General features: G+C 57.3%; 15 protein-coding genes. 8 read left to right on the top strand and 7 right to left on the bottom strand.

What is annotated here, in order from left to right; translation table 11 throughout:
- Positions 1–27 precede the first annotated feature (27 nt).
- The gene (locus VFU50_08145) at positions 28–687 is read right to left on the bottom strand and encodes an L-threonylcarbamoyladenylate synthase (GenBank protein HEU5232814.1); all 660 of its coding nucleotides are present in this window, start codon (positions 685–687) and stop codon (positions 28–30) included.
- A gap of 113 nt (positions 688–800) precedes the next feature.
- Between VFU50_08145 and VFU50_08140 the strand changes: the two genes are divergently transcribed.
- From VFU50_08140 to VFU50_08120, 5 genes are all read left to right on the top strand, one after another.
- The gene (locus tag VFU50_08140; protein ID HEU5232813.1) at positions 801–1,661 is read left to right on the top strand and encodes an RNA methyltransferase; all 861 of its coding nucleotides are present in this window, start codon (positions 801–803) and stop codon (positions 1,659–1,661) included.
- Entirely contained in the window at positions 1,658–3,022 is a 1,365-nt protein-coding gene (locus VFU50_08135) for a replication-associated recombination protein A (protein HEU5232812.1), read from the top strand. Before VFU50_08140 ends, VFU50_08135 begins: the two co-directional genes overlap by 4 nt.
- A 284-nt stretch (positions 3,023–3,306) precedes the next feature.
- Complete coding sequence (locus VFU50_08130; GenBank protein ID HEU5232811.1) at positions 3,307–4,914, top strand: PAS domain S-box protein; 1,608 nt, start codon at positions 3,307–3,309, stop codon at positions 4,912–4,914.
- A 130-nt stretch (positions 4,915–5,044) separates the two neighbouring features.
- Positions 5,045–5,734 carry a hypothetical protein gene (locus tag VFU50_08125; protein HEU5232810.1) on the top strand — a complete coding sequence of 230 codons (690 nt, stop codon included), beginning with the start codon at positions 5,045–5,047 and terminating at the stop codon, positions 5,732–5,734.
- A gap of 201 nt (positions 5,735–5,935) precedes the next feature.
- Positions 5,936–6,214: a hypothetical protein gene (locus tag VFU50_08120; protein ID HEU5232809.1), complete on the top strand. Its 279-nt coding sequence runs from the start codon at positions 5,936–5,938 to the stop codon at positions 6,212–6,214.
- A gap of 36 nt (positions 6,215–6,250) precedes the next feature.
- Here VFU50_08120 and VFU50_08115 read toward each other — a convergent pair whose 3' ends face one another.
- The 3 genes from VFU50_08115 to VFU50_08105 form a co-directional block, all read right to left on the bottom strand.
- Positions 6,251–7,525, bottom strand: a complete 1,275-nt coding sequence (locus VFU50_08115) for a hypothetical protein (GenBank protein HEU5232808.1) — start codon at positions 7,523–7,525, stop codon at positions 6,251–6,253.
- A gap of 65 nt (positions 7,526–7,590) precedes the next feature.
- Entirely contained in the window at positions 7,591–9,183 is a 1,593-nt protein-coding gene (locus VFU50_08110) for an FAD-dependent oxidoreductase (GenBank protein HEU5232807.1), read from the bottom strand.
- Positions 9,180–10,406 (bottom strand): oxygenase MpaB family protein, encoded by a 1,227-nt coding sequence (locus VFU50_08105; GenBank protein ID HEU5232806.1) that lies wholly within the window; start codon positions 10,404–10,406, stop codon positions 9,180–9,182. The genes VFU50_08110 and VFU50_08105 overlap by 4 nt, the downstream gene beginning before the upstream one ends.
- A gap of 319 nt (positions 10,407–10,725) precedes the next feature.
- Between VFU50_08105 and VFU50_08100 the strand changes: the two genes are divergently transcribed.
- On the top strand, positions 10,726–11,145 hold the full coding sequence (locus VFU50_08100) for a hypothetical protein (protein ID HEU5232805.1): 420 nt from the start codon (positions 10,726–10,728) through the stop codon (positions 11,143–11,145).
- Positions 11,146–11,430: 285 nt separating this feature from the next.
- Here the strand turns inward: VFU50_08100 and galA are convergent, their stop codons facing one another.
- Complete coding sequence (gene galA, locus VFU50_08095; GenBank protein ID HEU5232804.1) at positions 11,431–14,382, bottom strand: beta-galactosidase GalA; 2,952 nt, start codon at positions 14,380–14,382, stop codon at positions 11,431–11,433.
- 212 nt (positions 14,383–14,594) lie between these two features.
- Between galA and VFU50_08090 the strand changes: the two genes are divergently transcribed.
- Together VFU50_08090 and VFU50_08085 are read left to right on the top strand one after the other, a co-directional pair.
- A complete protein-coding gene (locus tag VFU50_08090) occupies positions 14,595–15,209 on the top strand; it encodes a class I SAM-dependent methyltransferase (GenBank protein HEU5232803.1) in 615 nt (204 codons plus the stop codon).
- Between the two features lie 254 nt (positions 15,210–15,463).
- Positions 15,464–16,777 (top strand): hypothetical protein, encoded by a 1,314-nt coding sequence (locus VFU50_08085; protein ID HEU5232802.1) that lies wholly within the window; start codon positions 15,464–15,466, stop codon positions 16,775–16,777.
- 97 nt (positions 16,778–16,874) lie between these two features.
- On the opposite strand, the gene VFU50_08080 is transcribed toward VFU50_08085, so the two are convergent.
- A complete protein-coding gene (locus VFU50_08080; GenBank protein HEU5232801.1) occupies positions 16,875–18,182 on the bottom strand; it encodes an alkaline phosphatase family protein in 1,308 nt (435 codons plus the stop codon).
- A gap of 146 nt (positions 18,183–18,328) precedes the next feature.
- Positions 18,329–18,922, bottom strand: a complete 594-nt coding sequence (locus VFU50_08075) for an ankyrin repeat domain-containing protein (protein ID HEU5232800.1) — start codon at positions 18,920–18,922, stop codon at positions 18,329–18,331.
- Positions 18,923–19,254 lie beyond the last annotated feature (332 nt).

Genomic DNA, 19,254 nt, shown 5'->3' with positions numbered 1-19,254 from the left:
GCAAGGATCCGGAACCACACGCTCGATTTAGTCGTGCTCGACATCAGGCCAGAGGATGGGCGAAATCTCATCCGCGGGAATTGCGCCATCGCGGATGATCTGCCACTGCATGGGATTGCCGCTTAGATCGACGATGGTGGTCGGTACGTCGCGCTGTGTGCGGCCGCCGTTGACGATGATGGAGATTCGATCGCCCATTTGTTCGCGGACACACTCCGCCGTGGTGCATTCAGACGCTCCCAGCAGGTTCGCCGAGGTTGCGGTAATGGGAAATCCAATCTCGCGAATGATGGCCACAGGAATCGGGGAGTCCGGCACGCGGAGAGCAACGTTGCCGGTGTTGGCCGTCACTTTTAACGGCAATCGCGAACTGGCCTTCACGATGATGGTCAGCGGTCCCGGCCAGTATTTCCTCGCAAGGTGATGGAATACATCTGGAGGATTGCGCGAAAGATCGGCTGCCTGATCGATGCTTTCGACCAGCAGCGAGAGCGGCTTGTGGCGCGAGCGGCTCTTGATCTCGTAAATGCGCTCCACGGCGCGAAGGTTCACCGGATCGGCGGCAAGGCCGTAGAAGGTGTCCGTCGGCATTCCCAGCACCAGGCCCTGGCGGATGCGTTCGGCAGCGTAACTTACTAGTTTTGGTTCCGGCTGGCTGCTGTTGATCTTCAGAAGTTCTGCCGGCAATTGTTCCTCTTATCGGCGCGAAGTAAGTGAAACGGGCGATGCTAAGCATAAATCATGCGAGCCGCATCGTCATCCGGAACTGCAAGTGGCGCAGAATACAATAATTTCAAGCCATGTCGGTATCCTCCCAAAGCGGGCAAAGACTGCGTCCGGTCTCCAGCCGGCAAAATGCGCTGGTCAAGAAGTTGCGCGAGGCTTTCGCGCAGGGAACCTCGAATGACGGCTTCTGTGCGGTCGAAGGAATCCGCCTGATCGAAGAGGCAATTCGCAGCCGCTTGAAAGTTCACGCGCTCTTCGTACGAGAGTCTGCGCAAGCGAGGGCTGAACGCATCCTTGATCAGCTCAGCAAGCACGCGGAAGCGCTGCTCCTTCCGAATGACGTTTTTGACAGCGCTGCAACGACTGAGCATCCGCAGGGCATCGCCGCACTCGTACAGATTCCTCGATTCGACCTCGAGGCCGCACTGGGTCCCAGTCCAGCATTGGTGATTGTGGCCGCCGGAATTCAGGACCCGGGAAATCTGGGGACGCTTGTCCGCTCAGCAGAGGCCTTTGGTGCTGGCTCAATGATTTCCATTGAAGGCACGGTGAGCCAGTGGAACACAAAGGTAATTCGTGCCTCCGCGGGCTCCGTTTTCCGGCTTCCCGTCATAAAGATATCCTCCGAGGATCTGACGGCCGAGTTGAAGTCTCGCGAGATCGCGGCACTTGCGCTGGTCGCGCCGCGATCGGCGCAAACCGCCGATCCGGATGGAAGCAGCCCGCAAAATGCACGCAGATTGCAGGACTCAGATCTCACGCGCTCTTGTGCATTGTTTATCGGCAATGAAGGAGCGGGTATTTCGCGAGAACTTTTCTCAGCTATCGACGAGTTCGTAGCCATTCCGCAAACTCGGGTGGAGTCGCTGAACGCCGGAGTTGCGGCCTCTGTTGCATTGTATGAAGCCCAGCGGCAACGGAGCGCGCGCAGATGAATCTGTTTTCTTCTTTGCCCGACCGTGAGACAGCGAAGAGCGCATCCACGCCGCTGGCCGAGCGCATGCGTCCGCGCACTTTGGACGAAGTGGTCGGCCAGGAGCATCTGCTCGCTCCCGGCAAGCCCCTGCGCCTACAGATTGAACGCGATGATCCTGGCTCCATCATCTTCTGGGGGCCTCCCGGAGTGGGAAAAACCACTCTTGCCCAAATCATCGCCAGAGTCACGAAAGCTGACTTCATCGAGTTTTCGGCCGTGCTGAGCGGAATTAAGGAAATCAAGCAAGTCATGGCCGATGCGGCCAAAGCTCGCGACTTCGGCACGCGGACCATTGTCTTCGTCGATGAAATTCATCGCTTCAACAAAGCCCAGCAGGATGCATTTCTTCCTCATGTCGAAAAAGGCAACATCCGTCTGATCGGTGCAACCACCGAGAATCCGTCATTCGAGATCATCTCGGCACTGCTCTCGCGCTCGCGCGTGTACACGCTAAAACCGCTGACGGAAGAACAAATAGTGTCGCTGCTGCGCCGAGCGTTGGCTGATCGCGAGCGTGGTCTCGGAGCCATGGACGTCGGCGCCGAAGATGACGCACTGGCAAAGGTCGCAGCCTACGCCAGCGGCGATGCGCGTTCCGCGTACAACGTCCTTGAGATCGCGGCGAAGTTAGCGCAGGACCATGCTGCGAAAGGTGCTAAGGCCGCCATCACTTCAGACATCATCACCGACGCGCTGCAAAAGCGCGTGCTCCTGTACGACAAGTCAGGGGAGGAGCACTACAACCTGATCTCAGCGCTGCACAAGAGCGTGCGCAACAGCGACGTGGACGCGTCGCTTTATTGGCTCGGGCGCATGCTCGCCTCCGGCGAAGATCCTCTGTACATCGCTCGCAGAGTTGTGCGAATGGCGGTCGAGGATATCGGCCTCGCATCTCCACAAGCCCTGAGCATCACGCTTGCAGCTCGCGATGCTTATGATTTTCTCGGCACGCCGGAAGGCGAGTTGGCGTTGGCGCAAGCCGTGGCTTATCTCGCGCTGGCTCCAAAATCGAATGCGATTTATACCGCCTTCGGAACTGTTACCGAGGACGTCGAAAAGACCGCCGCCGATTCTGTTCCTCTTCATCTCCGCAATGCGCCGACTGGATTGATGAAGGCCTTCGGCTACGGTCAGGGGTATCAGTATGCCCACGACTTGGAATCGAAAGTCGCCGACATGCAATGTCTTCCCGACAACCTCCGCGATCGCCGCTACTACCACCCGACCATGGAGGGCTTCGAACGCGAACTCAGCAAGCGCATGGAAGAAATCGCGCGAGCAAAGAGCGAAGCCGCAAAAGATCATAAAGAATCTGAATAACGCCAGAATTACGCGAGCGCCGAGGTTTTCGCGGTGTAGCCGGGGAACTAAAGTTGAGTGCAAGGCGTGAGTGAACGCGCTCTGTATAATTTTTCATTCGAAGCTGCTGGTGCAGAGGCGGCGGACCGTTCAGTCGGTAAGATCGCGGCTCGGGTCAGTCGGCATAACCGCCGACTGACGTCTAAGTTGCAGCAAAGCAGCAAAGCTGCTGGTTTGCAGCATCCAATAATGTCTGCGCGCGGCAGGCTCGGGTCGCTGACCCTGAACACGGATTGCGAGGACACGTGAGTTCTTCCGGCGTACACAAACAAAGGAAAAAGGACTCGACTGGCAAGGTTGCCGGCAAGAGGCCGAATGCTACGGCGTCGCCACCAAATGTGGTCAAGGAGCTTGAGCGGAGTCTCCGCGAGAGCGAGCAGCGCTTCAAAGTGATTACCGAGGCCATGCCCGTCATGGTCTGGATGTCCGGAACAGACAAGCTCTGCAACTACTTCAATAGAAGCTGGCTTGATTTCGTCGGTCGTACTCTAGAGCAGGAATACGGGAACGGCTGGACGGAGAACGTCCACCCAGACGATTTCGACCGATGCCTGCAGATCTACGTCAGCTCCTTCGATGCGCGTCAGCCATTTGAAATGCACTACCGGCTGCGGCATCACACCGGCGAATTCCGCTGGATTCTCGATCATGGCGTTCCTCGATTCGCGCCGGATGGGACCTTCGAGGGCTATCTGGGCGGATGTCTTGACATCCACGAGCAAAAGGAAGCGGCGGAAAAGATTAAAGCTGCTTTTCTCGTTTCGCAACGGCTGGCTGCGATCGTCGAGTCCTCAAACGACGCCATCGTGAGCAAAGACTTGAACGGCATCGTAACCAGTTGGAATCCAGCCGCAGAGAGGATTTTCGGCTATAGGCCCGAAGAGATGGTCGGGCATTCCATTCGTACGGTGATTCCCCCCGAGCTGCAAGAGGACGAAGACCGCATCCTCGCGTATATCGGACGGGGAGAACGGATCGAGCATTTCCAGACCGTACGGCTAACCAAGAGCGGCAAACGCATCGACGTTTCTCTCACCATCTCGCCGGTGAAAGACAACACAGGCCGCATCGTGGGAGCTGCGAAAATCGCCCGCGACATTACAGAACAGAAGAAGGCTGAGCACGCGTTACGAACTAGCGAGAAACTAGCGTCTGTTGGAAAGCTGGCTGCGACTGTGGCTCACGAAATTAACAATCCCCTGGAAGCTGTCACCAACCTTGTCTATCTGGCCAAAGACCGGGCAGTGCGCGACGATGTGCGCGAATTTCTTGCTGATGCGGAACGAGAGCTCGACCGCATCTCGCATATGACCAAGCAGACACTCGGCTTTTATCGCGACACCACGACGCCGAGCACTGTAAGCATCGGCGAGTTGCTGAATCCGCTCATCGCGGTCTTTGGATCTCGAAGCCGCAACAAGGGAGTTGAAATTTGTCCGGAAATTCTCGACGATTCCCATATCTACGCCGTTCCGGGTGAAATCCGCCAGCTCCTTGCAAACCTTCTAAGCAACAGTATGGACGCGGTACCGGCCGGGGGAAAGATTCGCATTCGAGTCTCCGGCCACAGCGATCATCCGGTCGAGCCCTTGACTGGAGTGCGGATCACCATCGCAGATTCCGGTCCAGGGATTCCCGCAGAAGATCGACAAAGGCTTTTCGAACCTTTCTTCACAACGAAGAAGGATGTTGGCACCGGTTTGGGCCTGTGGGTTTGCAAGAACATCGTGGACAAAAATCATGGATCGATTCGCGTGAGGAGCAGCACGGTACCCGGCAGGAGCTGGACCGTCTTTTCTGTGTTTCTGCCCTCGCTACCCGCCGAAGCTCCGGCGCTCAAACAGGCAGTCTGATCCTCGGTGCTCGTCCGCTTAAGCCGAAGGCCGACAGCCGTTTTTCGTCATCCGCCCATCCGTGTAGTCCGTGTCGGGTTTTCGCTCTTAGCGCGCGTCTCTATAATCCCACTGAATAGAGGTTGCATTCATGCTGTTGGCTCAACCCTGGTGGGTAAATCTGCTGATTCTCATTCCGGTTGTCTCCTTTTATTTTTGGCGGCGAGAAAGGCTTGCGATCGAGTGGAAGACGCTGGTTGCTGCCGCTGCGTTTGCGGCGGCATTTGGATTCGTTGAGGCTGCGTGCGTCGATTATCTGCGCGGCAACCTTCCCAGCCTACAGTCGTTTTCGATTCAGCCGAATGAGATTGCGAATCCTCAGGCGCTGCACGTCCTGCCCGACCGCCTGCTGAAGACCGAGACCTTCCGCGAAGCGGCCACCATCATCATGCTCGTCGCGGTGCCATTCATTGGCGCACGCAGGGCCAGAGAGCGATGGGCGCTGTTTCTATGGTGCTTCTCAATTTGGGACCTGATCTATTACGCTGGCCTGTGGGCGACGATCCATTGGCCGACCTCGCTGCGCAACATCGACGTGCTCTTCCTGATCCCGAGACCATGGTTCGCGGAGATCTGGTATCCAGTGCTGGTGAGCGGAGCCACCATATCAGCGGTGATTCTCGGGACCCAGCGAACCTCGGGGAGGCATTTACGAAAACATTTGCCAACTGAGCCCCGCCCGACTCTGCCAAGTTCACCGTTGGTCGGCGATGTGGTACGACAATCGATGATTGGTCGCCATTCTGATATGCTGGAGCTCAAGAACAGAAGCTCGCGGTAAACCGGACGCGCCGCTCCCTCCGGCCCCGAACCCTTAACCGTCCATGCTCTACTCGCCAGTCGTGTTCTCACGCAAGCCCACAGCAGGTGTTGGAGGAACGTGGGACCCCCGCGGCTACAAACGGTCTTCCCGCAGACGTGAGACGCTAAGCTAGCTCCAAGGATCTCCGCAGGCGCAGTCTCAAGTTGGGAATCCTGTGGTGTGGGACCGACTGGAAAATACCTGCTTTTTACAGAAAACGATGGAGTACACGTCTATACCTTCGATCCAGCCTCGGGGCATTCCCATTTAGCTGGTCCAATCGGGGCAGGCGAGATGAGTAATGTGCGATTTAGCGAGTCAGGCACTTTGCTGTTTGCCTCGAGCATTTCCGATAAGAGTGTCTGCGTATTTCTTTGGATGAACGGAGTTCTCACGTCAGCGCCAGGATCGTCGTATGGGGTCGCCGAACAGGCTGGAATGATGGCGTTAGTCGAATAATAGAAAGTAGTTGCCGAGATTACGAGTTGCGAACTCCTACTTCAAACTTCTGGACAGCGCCCGTGCGGTAGCGTCGCGAACTGAATTGGGAAGCACCTCCTCGCGGTGAAAGCGATCGTAGTAATCGGTATCGACGCGACACACCTGAAATCCAATTACTGTACGGAACGGCGCCGTGTATGCGGGAAAGCGTCCATAGCGCTGATAAATGTATTCGCAATAAGCAATGGTTGCGTCGACGGCCGCGCTCGATGGAGCAGCGATCTTTTCGGCGATCGATCCTGGGTTGCGCCAGGAACTTTGCTCTGTTCCATCTCGGTACGCTCCGGCGGGACCAAACTTAGTATCAACGAAGGCCTTGACCGCTTTACGCATCGAGGCATAATAGGGCGGGCAGAAGGGCTGCAGCAGAACGCGACTGCCGCGCTCCAAACCGAGCGGGAATGGTACCGCAATGTCCTTGCCGAACCAGCCAGCAAGGGTAGAGAACCACCGCGGAGCTCCTGCGTAACGTGTCGCCGGCAGCTTCGCCATGCGAAATTCCAAGGCCTGAAACCAGCTGAACTCGTGGCGAGCGAAGTTGGGAAAACCTCCGAGTCCGAGCGCTTCGGTCATGAGCGCGAGATTCTGAAGAACCATCCCGTGCTCGGTTGCCATGGATTCGAGCAAAGAGGTCTCCGCCATCTGAATGGTGGCGGTGCGTTCATCACCCGGAGCATCGTGAAGATGCCCGCCGTTACTGCGCGCGAACCGACCTATGCCCGCTGGCCGGAACCACGCACGTTCATCGCGCAGGAAGACTCCCATGCCTTCATCGAACAGCTCAAGAAATGCATTGATGGTGAGAGCAGTAGTCTCAATGATGGGCAAAAAATATGTCGTGCCTGGTGCATACAGTGACCAACGATTGATAGAAAAGTTGTATCCCGGTTCGAGCGGCGGAGCGATTCGATGGTTAGAGAGCTGAATCCGGCTGCGCCGATACAGCTCCGTCAACTCTCTGGCGCGCGCCATGCCCATGAGCTCCGAAAGTTCTGATATCGAGAAGTCCTGCGGCCGTTTGAGCAGCCACGTTCCGCTGTCGTTGATTACCACTACGGCTACGGAGTGAACAGCATCTGGGCTGGCAACCGTGCGCCCAAGTCGGCCGACCAGCATGCTGCCGCCTTGCGCCGGCCCATATGAGAGATCGGCCAGCGCGTATCCGGTGACACCGCACGCCGCGAATGCCAGTGCCGCTTCTTCGTCTTCGGTAAGAGGAATTGGTCGGTGCGGACTTTGGTATTCGAACGGCCCCAACGGGATCGTCATCCCGAGGCCGACCCTGCGAGAACGCCGGTTCAAGAGAGCGTCCAACAGCGTAGTCTCAAACGGATTCATTTGCAGGCCGTCGCAGCGCCCGCTCCTTCTTTGAGCAGCATGGCGATGTCAGGCCGCACCAAGCTGAGCGCTTTCGCGGCGTCATCATCGAGGACAAGGAGGCGCACGCGGCTCGCTGCGCGAATACAACAATCGACACTTGGCCGAGTGGTGTGACCCAGATAGCCACCCTGGGGCACGGAGCCAAGCCGCGTTTTGTTTTCAGAAATGATTTCGACATCTCCGGATTCAACGAGGTAGTGATACGGCCGAGTGTCGCCGACGGCGACAATGATCTGACCTGCCTCATACAGCAAATGGCCAACAGTTCCTCGTTCCACGATGCGGGGATTCACCACGTCTCTACCAAGGATCAATGTCCACCACCAGTCCGACATGAGTCGGACGCGACGCGTCCAACTCGGCACGAACATCGTGAGCACAATAAAGCGCCATCCGACCCAGGCGAAATATCCGTGCGCTTGGAGACCTTTCATATGCGCGATGGCGCAACGATGACCGAGCGTGCATGCCTCTCCCAGTCCATTGAATGAATATTTTTTTAACGGCTTGCTCGCGAGCACGCGAAGGATGTTTGTGCCGATGTTCTCGCCGGCCTTTTGCGCGTAGTGCGCCAGCGGAGGGCACGAGCCACCGTCCGGGTGGGGAACCGCCGCGCAATCGCCGCCCGCCCAAATGTTGTCTGCCTCCGGCACACGACAGAATTCATCGGTGACAAGCCGTCCGCGCTGATCCCGCCGGAACGGGAATTGTTCGAGCAAAGGCGACGACTTCATCCCCGTGCAGGTGATGATGGTATGTGTGGATATGCGCTTGTCGGCGCTGGTGACCGCTCCTTCAGTTGTCGCGGCATCAAGTCCGGTGTTGAGGTGAACCTCGACGCCGAGCCCCGCCACACGCTTCTCCGCGTAGCTCACGAGCTTGGGATAGCGCTTGCCCAATTCGGGAAGGATGCGCGCTCCGTGTTCCAATAACACCACGCGAAATTCTGTGGTCCGCAACTCGCGATAACGTCTGCGGGTGAGCCTGCGGAAGTAGTCGGCGAGATCGGTTGCGACTTCAACTCCCGCATAGTTTCCTCCGGCGATCACAAACGTCAACAGCCGCCGCCGTTCTTCCGGATCGGACTCGATAGCTGCCATCTCAAGCACCGTCAGGAGGTGATTGCGCAGCCGATAAGCATCAGCGAAGGTCTTAAGCGGAAAGGTATGTTCGGCGATGCCTGCATAGCGCGAGAAGTCTTCCACTGAACCGACGCCGACCACGAGGTGATCGTATGACAATGTATGAACCCGCCCGTCGAGCAGCCGCCGTGTGCGCACCTGCCGCGTCGCAACGTCTATGCTCTCGATTTCTGCATTGTGAAGGACAGCCGGAGCAATAACCTCTCGGACCGACGCGTTGATTTGCAGCGGATGGATCTTGCAGGTGAGCATCTCCGCGATCAGGCCATGCACGGTGGAATAGTTGTCGCGGCTGATCACGGTGAGATTGACCTTGCCCCGACGAATGGCAGGTCGCAGCGCGCGGGCGAGATGAATCGCTACCCATCCACCACCGAGACAGACGACGTGAGTTAATTCGCTCATTCCGATCCTCTGTGAATCTGCTCGCGAACAGATGGAGTGTCAGTTTGCTGGCGGACAGCGAGGCGTCGCGGTATGGGAAAATCGCCGGTCCTTCCTTTCAGTCCGCGATCGCTGAGCAGATGACGAAACGCCTTGGGTCCGGCAACTGTTGCCAATGCTTGTACGCGAGTGCTGAAGATTCGAGCCGTTTCGATCAACCATGTGGCAGGATGCACGATCGGTATCAGCCAGCGCCAGGCGGTCCGGGGATACCCGAGCGCTGATGCCCGTGTTTCGCCAATCAGCGTGCGCGACATCCCGTAACACAGCTTTACGCTGCACAGTCGTCCAACTTTGAAGTTGGACACGTATTCGAATGAGGTGTGCATCAGCGCATTCACGAGCGCACGTGAGTCTTCGTCCGGCATTGGCTCGAAATTGAACATCCGCTCGAGTAAAGTTCGCCCCTGCGACTCATCGCTCGCGAGAAGCTCCTGGTCTACACCGAGTAGATACCCGGCGTATCGCCACAAATGAACCAGTGCTTCACGCTCTGCGCGCGTGAAGCGATAGCCAAGCTGCGACAAACCATCGAGTACTCCAACGGAAAACATCAAATTTGTTCCCGCCATATGCCATTGATTAATTGGCGCGCCCCAGGCTTCGTATTGCCACGCGCCGGAATCGAGCAGCAGGCGTCGAACTTGCGCATGGATGAGACGAACGCGAACGCTCATGGTGAATCCTTGGGAAAATCGTGCCAGCCCGTCGCGCTGAGAGACCGCGAAAACGTAGCGGGTTGTGTCCTTCAACCGCTGCGAGGCGCGATGGACCAGCTCTCCAGACAACGCGAGTGGCTTGTTGCCCGCTGGCCAGCTGTAGATCAGTGGCAGAGAGAGCAGGGCAAGCGCGGCAAAGCCAAGCCTGCAGCGCAGGAACGTCGCGCCGCCAAGGTTGCAGCGCCCTACATCGATCCACTCCGGCGTGTGTTCGAGTTGTGCAAAGAGCCGACGCATCGACTCGGGCGCCTGCGGCACGGCTTCAATCCCTGAGGCAAGCGCCATCTCAAGGATCGCGCGCCACTGCTGTTCTGGTAAGCGCGCAAAATCGTCGACTACCGCTTCCGCCAGCCGATCGGTGCGCCACAGGAACCTAACGTCTCCGGAGTGGCTGGAGTTGGCCGTGGAGCGCATCGCATACAGGCCGGTGTATGCGGATGGAATCGAGTGCTCTGGTTGCGTCATTCGGTCAGGAAGTCAGGCCGACTTTATCACGCTACGATGCCCCGCGGGCTTAGCCTTCTCACATTCGCTAGTGCCAAAAGTGAGTCGAAGCCCTTGACCATTGGGCGATGCCTCAATGAGTGAATGCTCTACTCGGACTCTTGTCCTCACGCGAGCCCACACGGCAATTGGGGGAACGTGGGATCCCGCGCGGCTACAAACGGTCTTCCTGCAGACGTGAGCGATACCGCCGTGATAGCAAGAGGGTTGTGTCACGCGAAGCCATCTTTGGCTCTCACGGAAGCAAACCGCCCGCTTTATTGCGCACATCGTAACTGGAATGCCGAACCGGAAAAACAAAGTGATTCTGCTGATTGAACCAGAGCAGCGGTTATCGCCGTTGAAGCTCGTGTTGGAGACCGAGCACTACAACGTTCTCACGGCGGACAACATGACCAACCTGCGGCATCTCATTGAAAATTACCCGGTGAACGCAGTTATCGTGGACGCCGATGCAAAAAGCGAGCAGTACGACTGCGCGACGGCAGCAGAACAGATAAAGGCGATCCGTCGCGAAGTGCCTGTGATCATGCTCTCGTCGAGACACTGGGTGGGAAAGGACTACTGCGACGGAGCCGATTACAACATGGTAAAGGGCGCATCTCCTGTAGAAATGATCCGCGCCATCGAAAAGATTATGGGCGATTCCCAGCCGGAAGTTCAAATTGAGCCGAGTCTACGATTGAATCACTCACACTGACGCATTTAAGAAGCCGCAGGGCCAACTACGCTTCTACCGCCATTGCTGCATGCATTTCAAAATTGCGTCGGCGAGCGCCCGCTCGTCACTCTTGGACGTATTGAACTTCGGGCGGCACCGGTTCTGATGGCTTTTCGGCTCCTCTGTCTGGATCGTCTGTGGCGATTACCTTCAAGCCAAGATTTTCCAGGTAACGCGAGAACAACTTTCGATCCGAAGATCGTCATCGGCGAGAAGAACGAACTTTGCAGGAGCTCGCATTCGAAACAACCGGAACCCTCTTCGTTAGCGCTGCACTCTCCTGAGCACGACGGCGATCACCGACGGTGGACGCACCGGTCCCCGTGACGGATCTGAGCCATCCGGCGCAGGACCGATGTCCGGTGCGTCGGGTCGCTTCTCCACCACCGGCGGCGGAAATCCAAGAGGAGTCGAACGCTGCAGCTCGATTCGCTCGCCCTTGACAGTGCCGCTGAAGGTGTTGTTTCCCGCTTTGAAACTCAAGCTGCTGCCATCGATGCTCCCATTCGCGATTGGAATAGGGACATCACCGCCTCCGAAGAAGTTCGTGCCAACGCCTTCCACGACGCCGCTCAGAGTGCTTCCTTCCTGCTTAAACGAGAAAAGTGTATCTCCCAGGGAAGGCCCGGAAAATTCCGCAGGCGGCTCCGGTCTCCATGAGCCCGTAACACCTTCCCCTTTTGGAACTTCGCGCTCCCACACAGACACTTGCGGGCGCAGCGCTACTGACTTTACCGGAATCGAGCTAGTTGCGGAACTCAGCCCGGGCGAACTCGCCTCTACACTGAGATTTCCCTCGCCCTTCGTGGATTGCACCACGGCCATGCAGTATCCCGAAAAAGCCTTTCGTGAGCTTCCCTTGTCGGAGGCTTGATCTGTGGGATCGCCGTTGCCTACGCCGATCAATTTTCCTGCACCCGATACCTTGAACGTGACCTCGTTGTTCGTAATTGGCACAACGCGATCCTGAGCGTCGCGCACTTCGACGGCGAACATCGCGACGTCCTCACCATCGCCCGAGAGCTCCTTCCGGTCCGACGACATCACCAGCTTGGCTGCTGGCCCGGTGGTCTCGCGCCTGGTCGTCATGGCCACCGCATTGCCTTTGTAGCCGCGCGCCTCGATGGTTCCGGGCGCATACGGCACCACCCAGGCAGCATGCGAATCTTTCTTGACTTCCTTGGTTCCGAGGCTCTGCCCGTTGTGCAGCAATTCCACTTTATCCAGATTGGAATAGACCCACACGGCCACGCGCTTGCCTTCCATGCCGGTCCAGTTCCAATGTGGGAAGAGGTGAAGCACTGGCTCGTCTTTCCACCACGATTTGTAGTAGTAGAACGAATCCTTTGGGAAACCACAGGTGTCGATGATTCCGTATTGCGAGCTGATGTTAGGCCAACCGTTGGGAGAAGGTTCGCCGCGATAATCAAACCCGGTCCAAACAAATCCGCCCGAAAGCCATGGCTGCGCATCGCAAAAGCGCCACCACCCTTCCGCCGAAGCGCGTCCGGTAGTCGTGTAGGGATCGTAGGAAGCTACATATCCTTTTGAGTAGTCAGTTACGTAGATTCCCCGTGTACCAACGGCGCTCACCGTCTCGGTGCCCATCATTGGTTTTGTGGGATTGTGTTCGTGGTATTGCTCGGCCTGCGGGTCCTGATAGTTGTAGCCCATGACGTCGCATACGACGAGCCCGCCAACTCCAATCGCGCGGATGGGGGCGATCGACACCGGTCGCGAGCCATCGAGTTGGTAAGCCAGCGCCTTCATTGCGCTGAGAATCTTCAGTCCTTTATCTGTATTCGCCTGCCCCTCTTCGTTGCCCATCGACCACATGAAGACGGACGCGCGATTGCGATCGCGGCGTACAAGATTTCCAAACTGGTTCAGACCCTCGGGATTCGACGACATCATGCGGGTCTCATCAAAGACCAGCATGCCAAGTTCATCGCAGGCATCGAGCAGTTCGGGCGTAGGTGGATTATGTGAGGTTCGCAGCGAATTGCAGCCCATCTCCTGCAGCTTGCGCACGCGATAGTACTGCACTGCATCCGGCAAAGCAGCTCCTATGCCGGCATGATCCTGGTGGTTGCATGTGCCTTTCAGCTTGACGACTTTTCCGTTAAGCAGAAAGCCTTTGTTGGCGTCGAACCCCACGGTTCTTATCCCGAAACGGGTCTCATAGCGATCGACCACACCGCTCTCGGCCTGAACTTCCGTCACAAGCCTGTACAGGTTTCGTCTTTCCAGCGACCACAGCAGCGGGTTTTTGACATTGATCTTTTGCTCGAACGATCGCATCTCCCGATCTGGGATGGATTGCGCGGAACTGGTTGCACGGCCCACCGTCTCTCCCGACGGGCTCAGAACTGTGGAGACCACACGCACGTTCTTTGCAGCATCGCTGTCATTGTTCACCTCGCTAAGAATCGACAGGTTCGCCTCGGAGGGCTTCACATCGGCTTTGACGAAGGTGCCCCACTGGGGAACGTGAACAGGATTGGTTTTGACCAGCCATACGTGGCGATAAATTCCCGCGCCTTCGTAGAACCATCCGTCACTGGATGTAGCGTCAACGCGCACCAGCAGCACGTTGCGCCCGCCGGGCGTGGCGAAGTCGCTGAGATCGAAGCTGAATGGATCGTATCCTCCGCTGTGTCGACCGACGTAGAAATTGTTGCAGACCACCATTGCCTCGCGATAAGCCCCATCGAACTCAACGCTGATACGTTTGCCTTTGTCTTCTGGAGCCAGTTCGAACACACGCCGATACCAACCGACGCTCGTAGCCGGGTACTTCTTACCCAATGGATAGAAACCCTTTGACCGCAACGCCGGATCATTTTGGAACGGGAGCTCAATCGCCCAGTCATGCGGCAGATCCAATTCGCGCCACTCGCTGTCGTCGAACGCCAGCGTGCCCGCGGGAACGAAGTTGCCGGTCTTTTGAAAATTGCCAGTGAAGCCAAAGTCCTTATCAGGATCGCTGGCATGCCCAAAATGGAACCGCCAGCCAAAATCCAGAAGCAGCCGCTCCCTTCCAGCGCTCTTCATGGCCTCAGCATTCGTATCTAGCACCGGGGGCTCCGGGAACCGTTCTAGGGTTTCTGGTCCGGTCTCCATGGCGGCGGTAAGCGGTGCGATGCCATGGACTGTCGCGGCCGCAGAGGCGAGCACGCTGGTCTTCAGAACGTCACGGCGTGAAAACGTTTTCATCGATCCTCCGAGCGTAGTTACGCCGGCTAAAAAGAATGGGGTATCAAGTGGCGGCGACCACTAGCAATCCTGCACTGCGCCGTGCGCCGCACGGCGAGCAGCCTAAGTGGCTTTGCCATGAATTGTCAACATGGTGCTGCGCCCACATCGAGTTCCGATCATCTATTCTCTGTCTTGTGTTCAGCTTAGAAGATTAGGAGCTTAGCAGCTTAGTGGCTCTCTACCGCAAATACGTTCTGCCGCACTTGATCGACTTCGCAATGAGGAATAAGGATGCGTCGCGTCTTCGGGCAGAGTCTATCCCGCTCGCGCGTGGAGACGTGCTCGAGATCGGCATCGGTTCAGGTTTGAATTTGCCGTTCTACACATCGAAGGTTCATCGCGTCTATGGAGTTGATCCATCGGTTGAGCTGCAGTGCATGGCAGCAGAGAAAGCATCGCATGTTGGGTTTCACGTCACATTCCTCGCTCAATCTGCCGAACAGCCGTTTCCACTCGCCGATTCGAGTGTCGACACAATCGTAGTGACATGGTCGCTGTGCTCGATTCCCAATCCGGTGCTGGCATTGCAGCAGATGAAGCGCGTGTTAAAGCGAGATGGTCAGATGATCTTCGTTGAGCATGGACGCTCGCTCGACGCAAGCGTTGTCCGATGGCAGGATCGCATCACGCCTGTGTGGAAGCACTTCACAGGCGGGTGTCACCTCAACCGCAAAATCGATGACTTAATCCGAGCTGCGGGGTTTCGCATTACGAAGCAACGGAACATGTATCTTCCCGGACCTCGTCCCATGACGTACACCTACCAAGGCATTGCAGAACTTTGATCGTCATTGGCCGGCACGATCGCTTCAATACGGCAGCCATGCTTGCACCTACATATATAAGGAGTAGTTGGCAATCGTAGTTTGGCTCTGCAATACGTTATCTACACTGGTCAACAAAGAATAAGACACTAAATCCCTCAAGTTAGCTAGAGAACCGGTCCAGCCACTCTCATGGGGCGGCACCAAGTGCAACCTCGGTCCTGCTGGTCCCATCCGATTGCGTAAACAGCACATCATCAGGTGGGTGTAATCGTATGCGCAGGCTGTCCGTTCTACTTACGTCGTTATGTCTCCTCCTCTACGTCGCTCTCCTCGCTTCATGCGGGAGCACGAGCAGCAACAGCACGAGCAACACTAATAATCCCTCCGCTGGCGCGCCGGGTACCGGTAGCGGCTCCGGTTCAGGTAGCGGTTCAGGGTCCGGATCTGGCTCAGCCGGATCCGGTGGCTCCGGCTCGGCGGGATCCGGATCAGGAAGCGGAGGCTCTGCCGGTTCCGGTGCCGGAGCGAGCACGAGCTTCGTCTCCTATGCATATGCTGCGACGACCAGCGCAATCACGGGCTACGGAGTGAACTCCGATGGGTCGCTGACTCCTCTCTCGGGCTCGCCGTATGCCGCAAGCCTGGCTCAGAACACCAACGTTGTCACGAATGGTTCCAATCTGTTTGCAATCGCTCAGGGACAAACCAACCTGGGCGTCTTCTCTATCGATAAGTCGAGCGGAGCGCTCACACTCGCAAACACCACGAGCGCAATCGCCGGAGATCCCAATCAGGGAGACATCGCATTTCAACTCGGACTCGATCACACGGGAGCTTCTCTCTATGCGGCGGTCGGCACCAATATCAACGGTGGCGTAAACGTCTTTCGTGTGGGCAGCAGTTCAAACGTGCAGCAGGTGCAATACCTTTCGGGACCATCGACTCCAATGGCTCCGGAAGTGTTCTCGCCTGATAACCAATATGGCTATACGTCGAAGTGTGGTGCGAGAGTGAATGGAATCTTTGCCTACATGCGTGCGTCCGACGGTACTTTGAAAACGATCGATCCCGGAACAGTCCATGGACCCACAGGAAATCCCGGAGAGGCCTTTTGTCCGCAGAGACTCGCTGTATCCGCAAAGGGATATCTTGCAGTGGTGTGGTTCCCATTCGCTTATGCAAGCTCCGGACAAGTCGGCAATGAAACGTATGTGATGACTTACAGTATCAATGCCGATGGAACGCTCACGACCATTGCCTCCTCTCAAGTGAAGACGGCCTCGAGCACCGCGAACACCGTCGCGGTAAACTTCGATCCCACGGGAAGCTTTCTCGCCGTTGCCGGCGACGGCGGCGTCCAGACCTTTTCCCTAAACGGGAATGGGACGCCGGTGCCTGTCGGGCCGGCACAAAATGCTGGCGCAAACTTTCAGAACGTAGCGTGGGAAAACTCGAATCACGTATTTGCGACCAACAGCAATCAACTCTATGTTTTCAATTCCAACACCGGTGTGCTGGTGCCGGCGGCAGGCTCTCCGTATGCCGGCGGACCAGAGCTGGCAGTGCTGCCGAAGACAGCCGGGTAGTCGGTCTCCATGCGGTAAGAACAAACATACGGCCGTTTTGATTCGGCTTTCTGCTCAGTCCCCTCGTCTTCAATTCTGCGGACACTTAGCCGACGAATTACGGCAGACTGTCGTAACAACGGCTTGAATCGACGTTCGCAGCCGGTGGGTTTGGTGGCGTAAGCCATGGTGGACTGGCGAAATCGAAGAATTCGGTCATGTCCATCTGCGCGGCGTCACGTTTGGTAAGCGGGGGGAGGTTCCAGCGCGTTTCGACGAACTTCAATACCGCGGTGTAATCGGCGGCCGTGTGCGAGACGTATCCTTTACGCGTAAATGGCGAGACCACGATCAGCGGCACGCGAAACCCAGTACGCGTGAAGTCGCCAGGAGGATCGGTCGCCGTGAGGTCGCGCGGCGCAATCCCGTCCGGCTGCACGGCGTTCATTGGGACAACATGATCGTACGCTGCGCCGCCTTCATCGAAGCTGAGTATGAAGACCGAATCCTTCCATGATGGACTCGCCATGAGAGCGTTGATCAGCGACGCCGCATATTGCTGTCCTGCCTGAATATTCTCGCCAATGCCAGGATGCTCATCGCGTCCGCTGAAGTATCCGGCTTCGATGAACGCAAAGGCCGGCAGAGTTCCGTTTTGGACATCGGTCAGGTACTGTGACACGGGAACGATGTTCCCAGCGTGGCTCCTGGCGAATGACGGCCAGTAGTTATCCAGTGAATCTGCCGGAGCCCCGCCTGAGATGTTATCCGTGTAGTAAATCTTCCATGAAATCCCAGATTGGGACAGCCGATGAAAAATAGTCGGCGTCGTGAGCTCCTGGGTAGGTTCATGGGCATGGCCCTGCGTAGTCGCCGCAAAGCCGGCAATCCGGTTGGGCGCACTATTGGTCGGCATCGGAGCGAACCATCGATCAGACGTGGCGAACGCTGTCGCCATGAAATAGTAGTAAGGAAGATCACCAGAGTCGTAATAGCCCATCGCGCGCCTGCCCGCTGTGTCCTTGGAACCCTCGAACTTCGCGATTCCCTGAGCAGTGTGAACAAAGCCATCCATCAGCGCCGGTCCAGTGGGGTTCCAGCGGTTGTAGTCGCCATGACTTTCGAGCCATGCCGGGCTGAGGTTCTCGATGCAAAGAGTATTCAGCTTGAACGCGGAGACCATCGTGCCGTCGTCGGCAGGATTGGCAGCATTCGCCGGCATGCCGTCAACGTCCGTCGAAAGGCCCTGCGAACCGCGATATGTATTCAGCTGGCCGAAGTAGGTGTCGAAGGAGCGATTCTCCTGCAGCATGAAGACCACGTGATTCACCGCCGCTATGCCGCCTGAGGATGCGCTGCCAAGACCGCGGCAGCCATTCAAAATTCCAAATCCACAGGCAACAAGCACGAAAATGGAATGCTTCACCTTCAAGATGTGAAAGGCCCCTGAGTGGAGTTCCCTCGATAATCCTAGGTAAGATGAGGCCTGGTGGCAGAGTTGTTGCACCGAATCCGATGGGGCTCATCCAAGATCTGACCGGCGGTGGCGCCGGTTTCATCATGGTTATTGCTTTACTCGCCAATTAATTTCAGCACCTCTCCACACCTCTGGAAGTGCGCCCACCAGATCGCTTTTTTTCCGGCGGAATTCTGCTTTAAGTGAAGCGCGGGATCGTGCGCGAGCAGCGCACGAACTGTTTCGACGCGGCAGCCCCCGAACATCGGGCGGTCCGGTCCATTGATCGTGCCCGCCGAGACCGCACGAGCCAGCGGCGTCACACCATCTTCACCTTCAACGTTGGGATCTGCTCCATGTGCGAGCAGCAGCTTGACGAAAGTGGGATCGGTGTCGCCCGCCGCCAGCAGTAGCGGCGCCGGAGAGTTCGAGCCGGCAGCGCGATTCGGATCGGCGCCGCGTTCCAGCAGAAGCCGAACCGCGCCCGACTGCCGTGCCAGGATCGCATGCTGCAGCGGCGTAGCCTCCCATCCGTCTCCCGTAGGTCCGGGCAGGTTTACGTCGGCGCCGGAATCGAGGAGAAGTTGGATCCTGTCGAGCGAACCACTCCGCACAGCCTGGATCAGCGAGGAGTCGGAGGACTGCTTGGCGCAGGCGCCCGCCACGAGCAGCGCTCCGCCGAGCCCAAGCAGGAGCAGGAAACGATGCATCACAACCTCGGAAGTATTATACACAGAGAACTTTGAAACGCAAAGCTAGTTCGCCCAGGCGCTGTCACCTTGGGTGCCGTCCGGCATTGCTTCGGATTTGTGCTCCGCGGCTCCATGCGATCCGTGCGATCGTGGCTTCCAGTGTTATCCGTGTCGTGTTTTTGCTTTTTAGCGCGTCGCGGATTCACAGCTGAAGTGAACCCCTGGAGTGAGACACGGAATTAAGGGGGTAAGGGCCGTTCAATGCAAACCTATTGCTCGGCTGGTTGTTGATAGTCCACTCTGCGCATAGCTGAGCGGAGGATAGGGCTCTGCGGGGACGCAACCCGAGC

This window comes from Terriglobales bacterium, from assembly GCA_035764005.1.
GTDB lineage: Bacteria > Acidobacteriota > Terriglobia > Terriglobales > Acidobacteriaceae > Gp1-AA112.
Note: the sequence above shows the minus strand (reverse complement) of the source record. Positions and strands in the feature narration are given on the sequence as shown.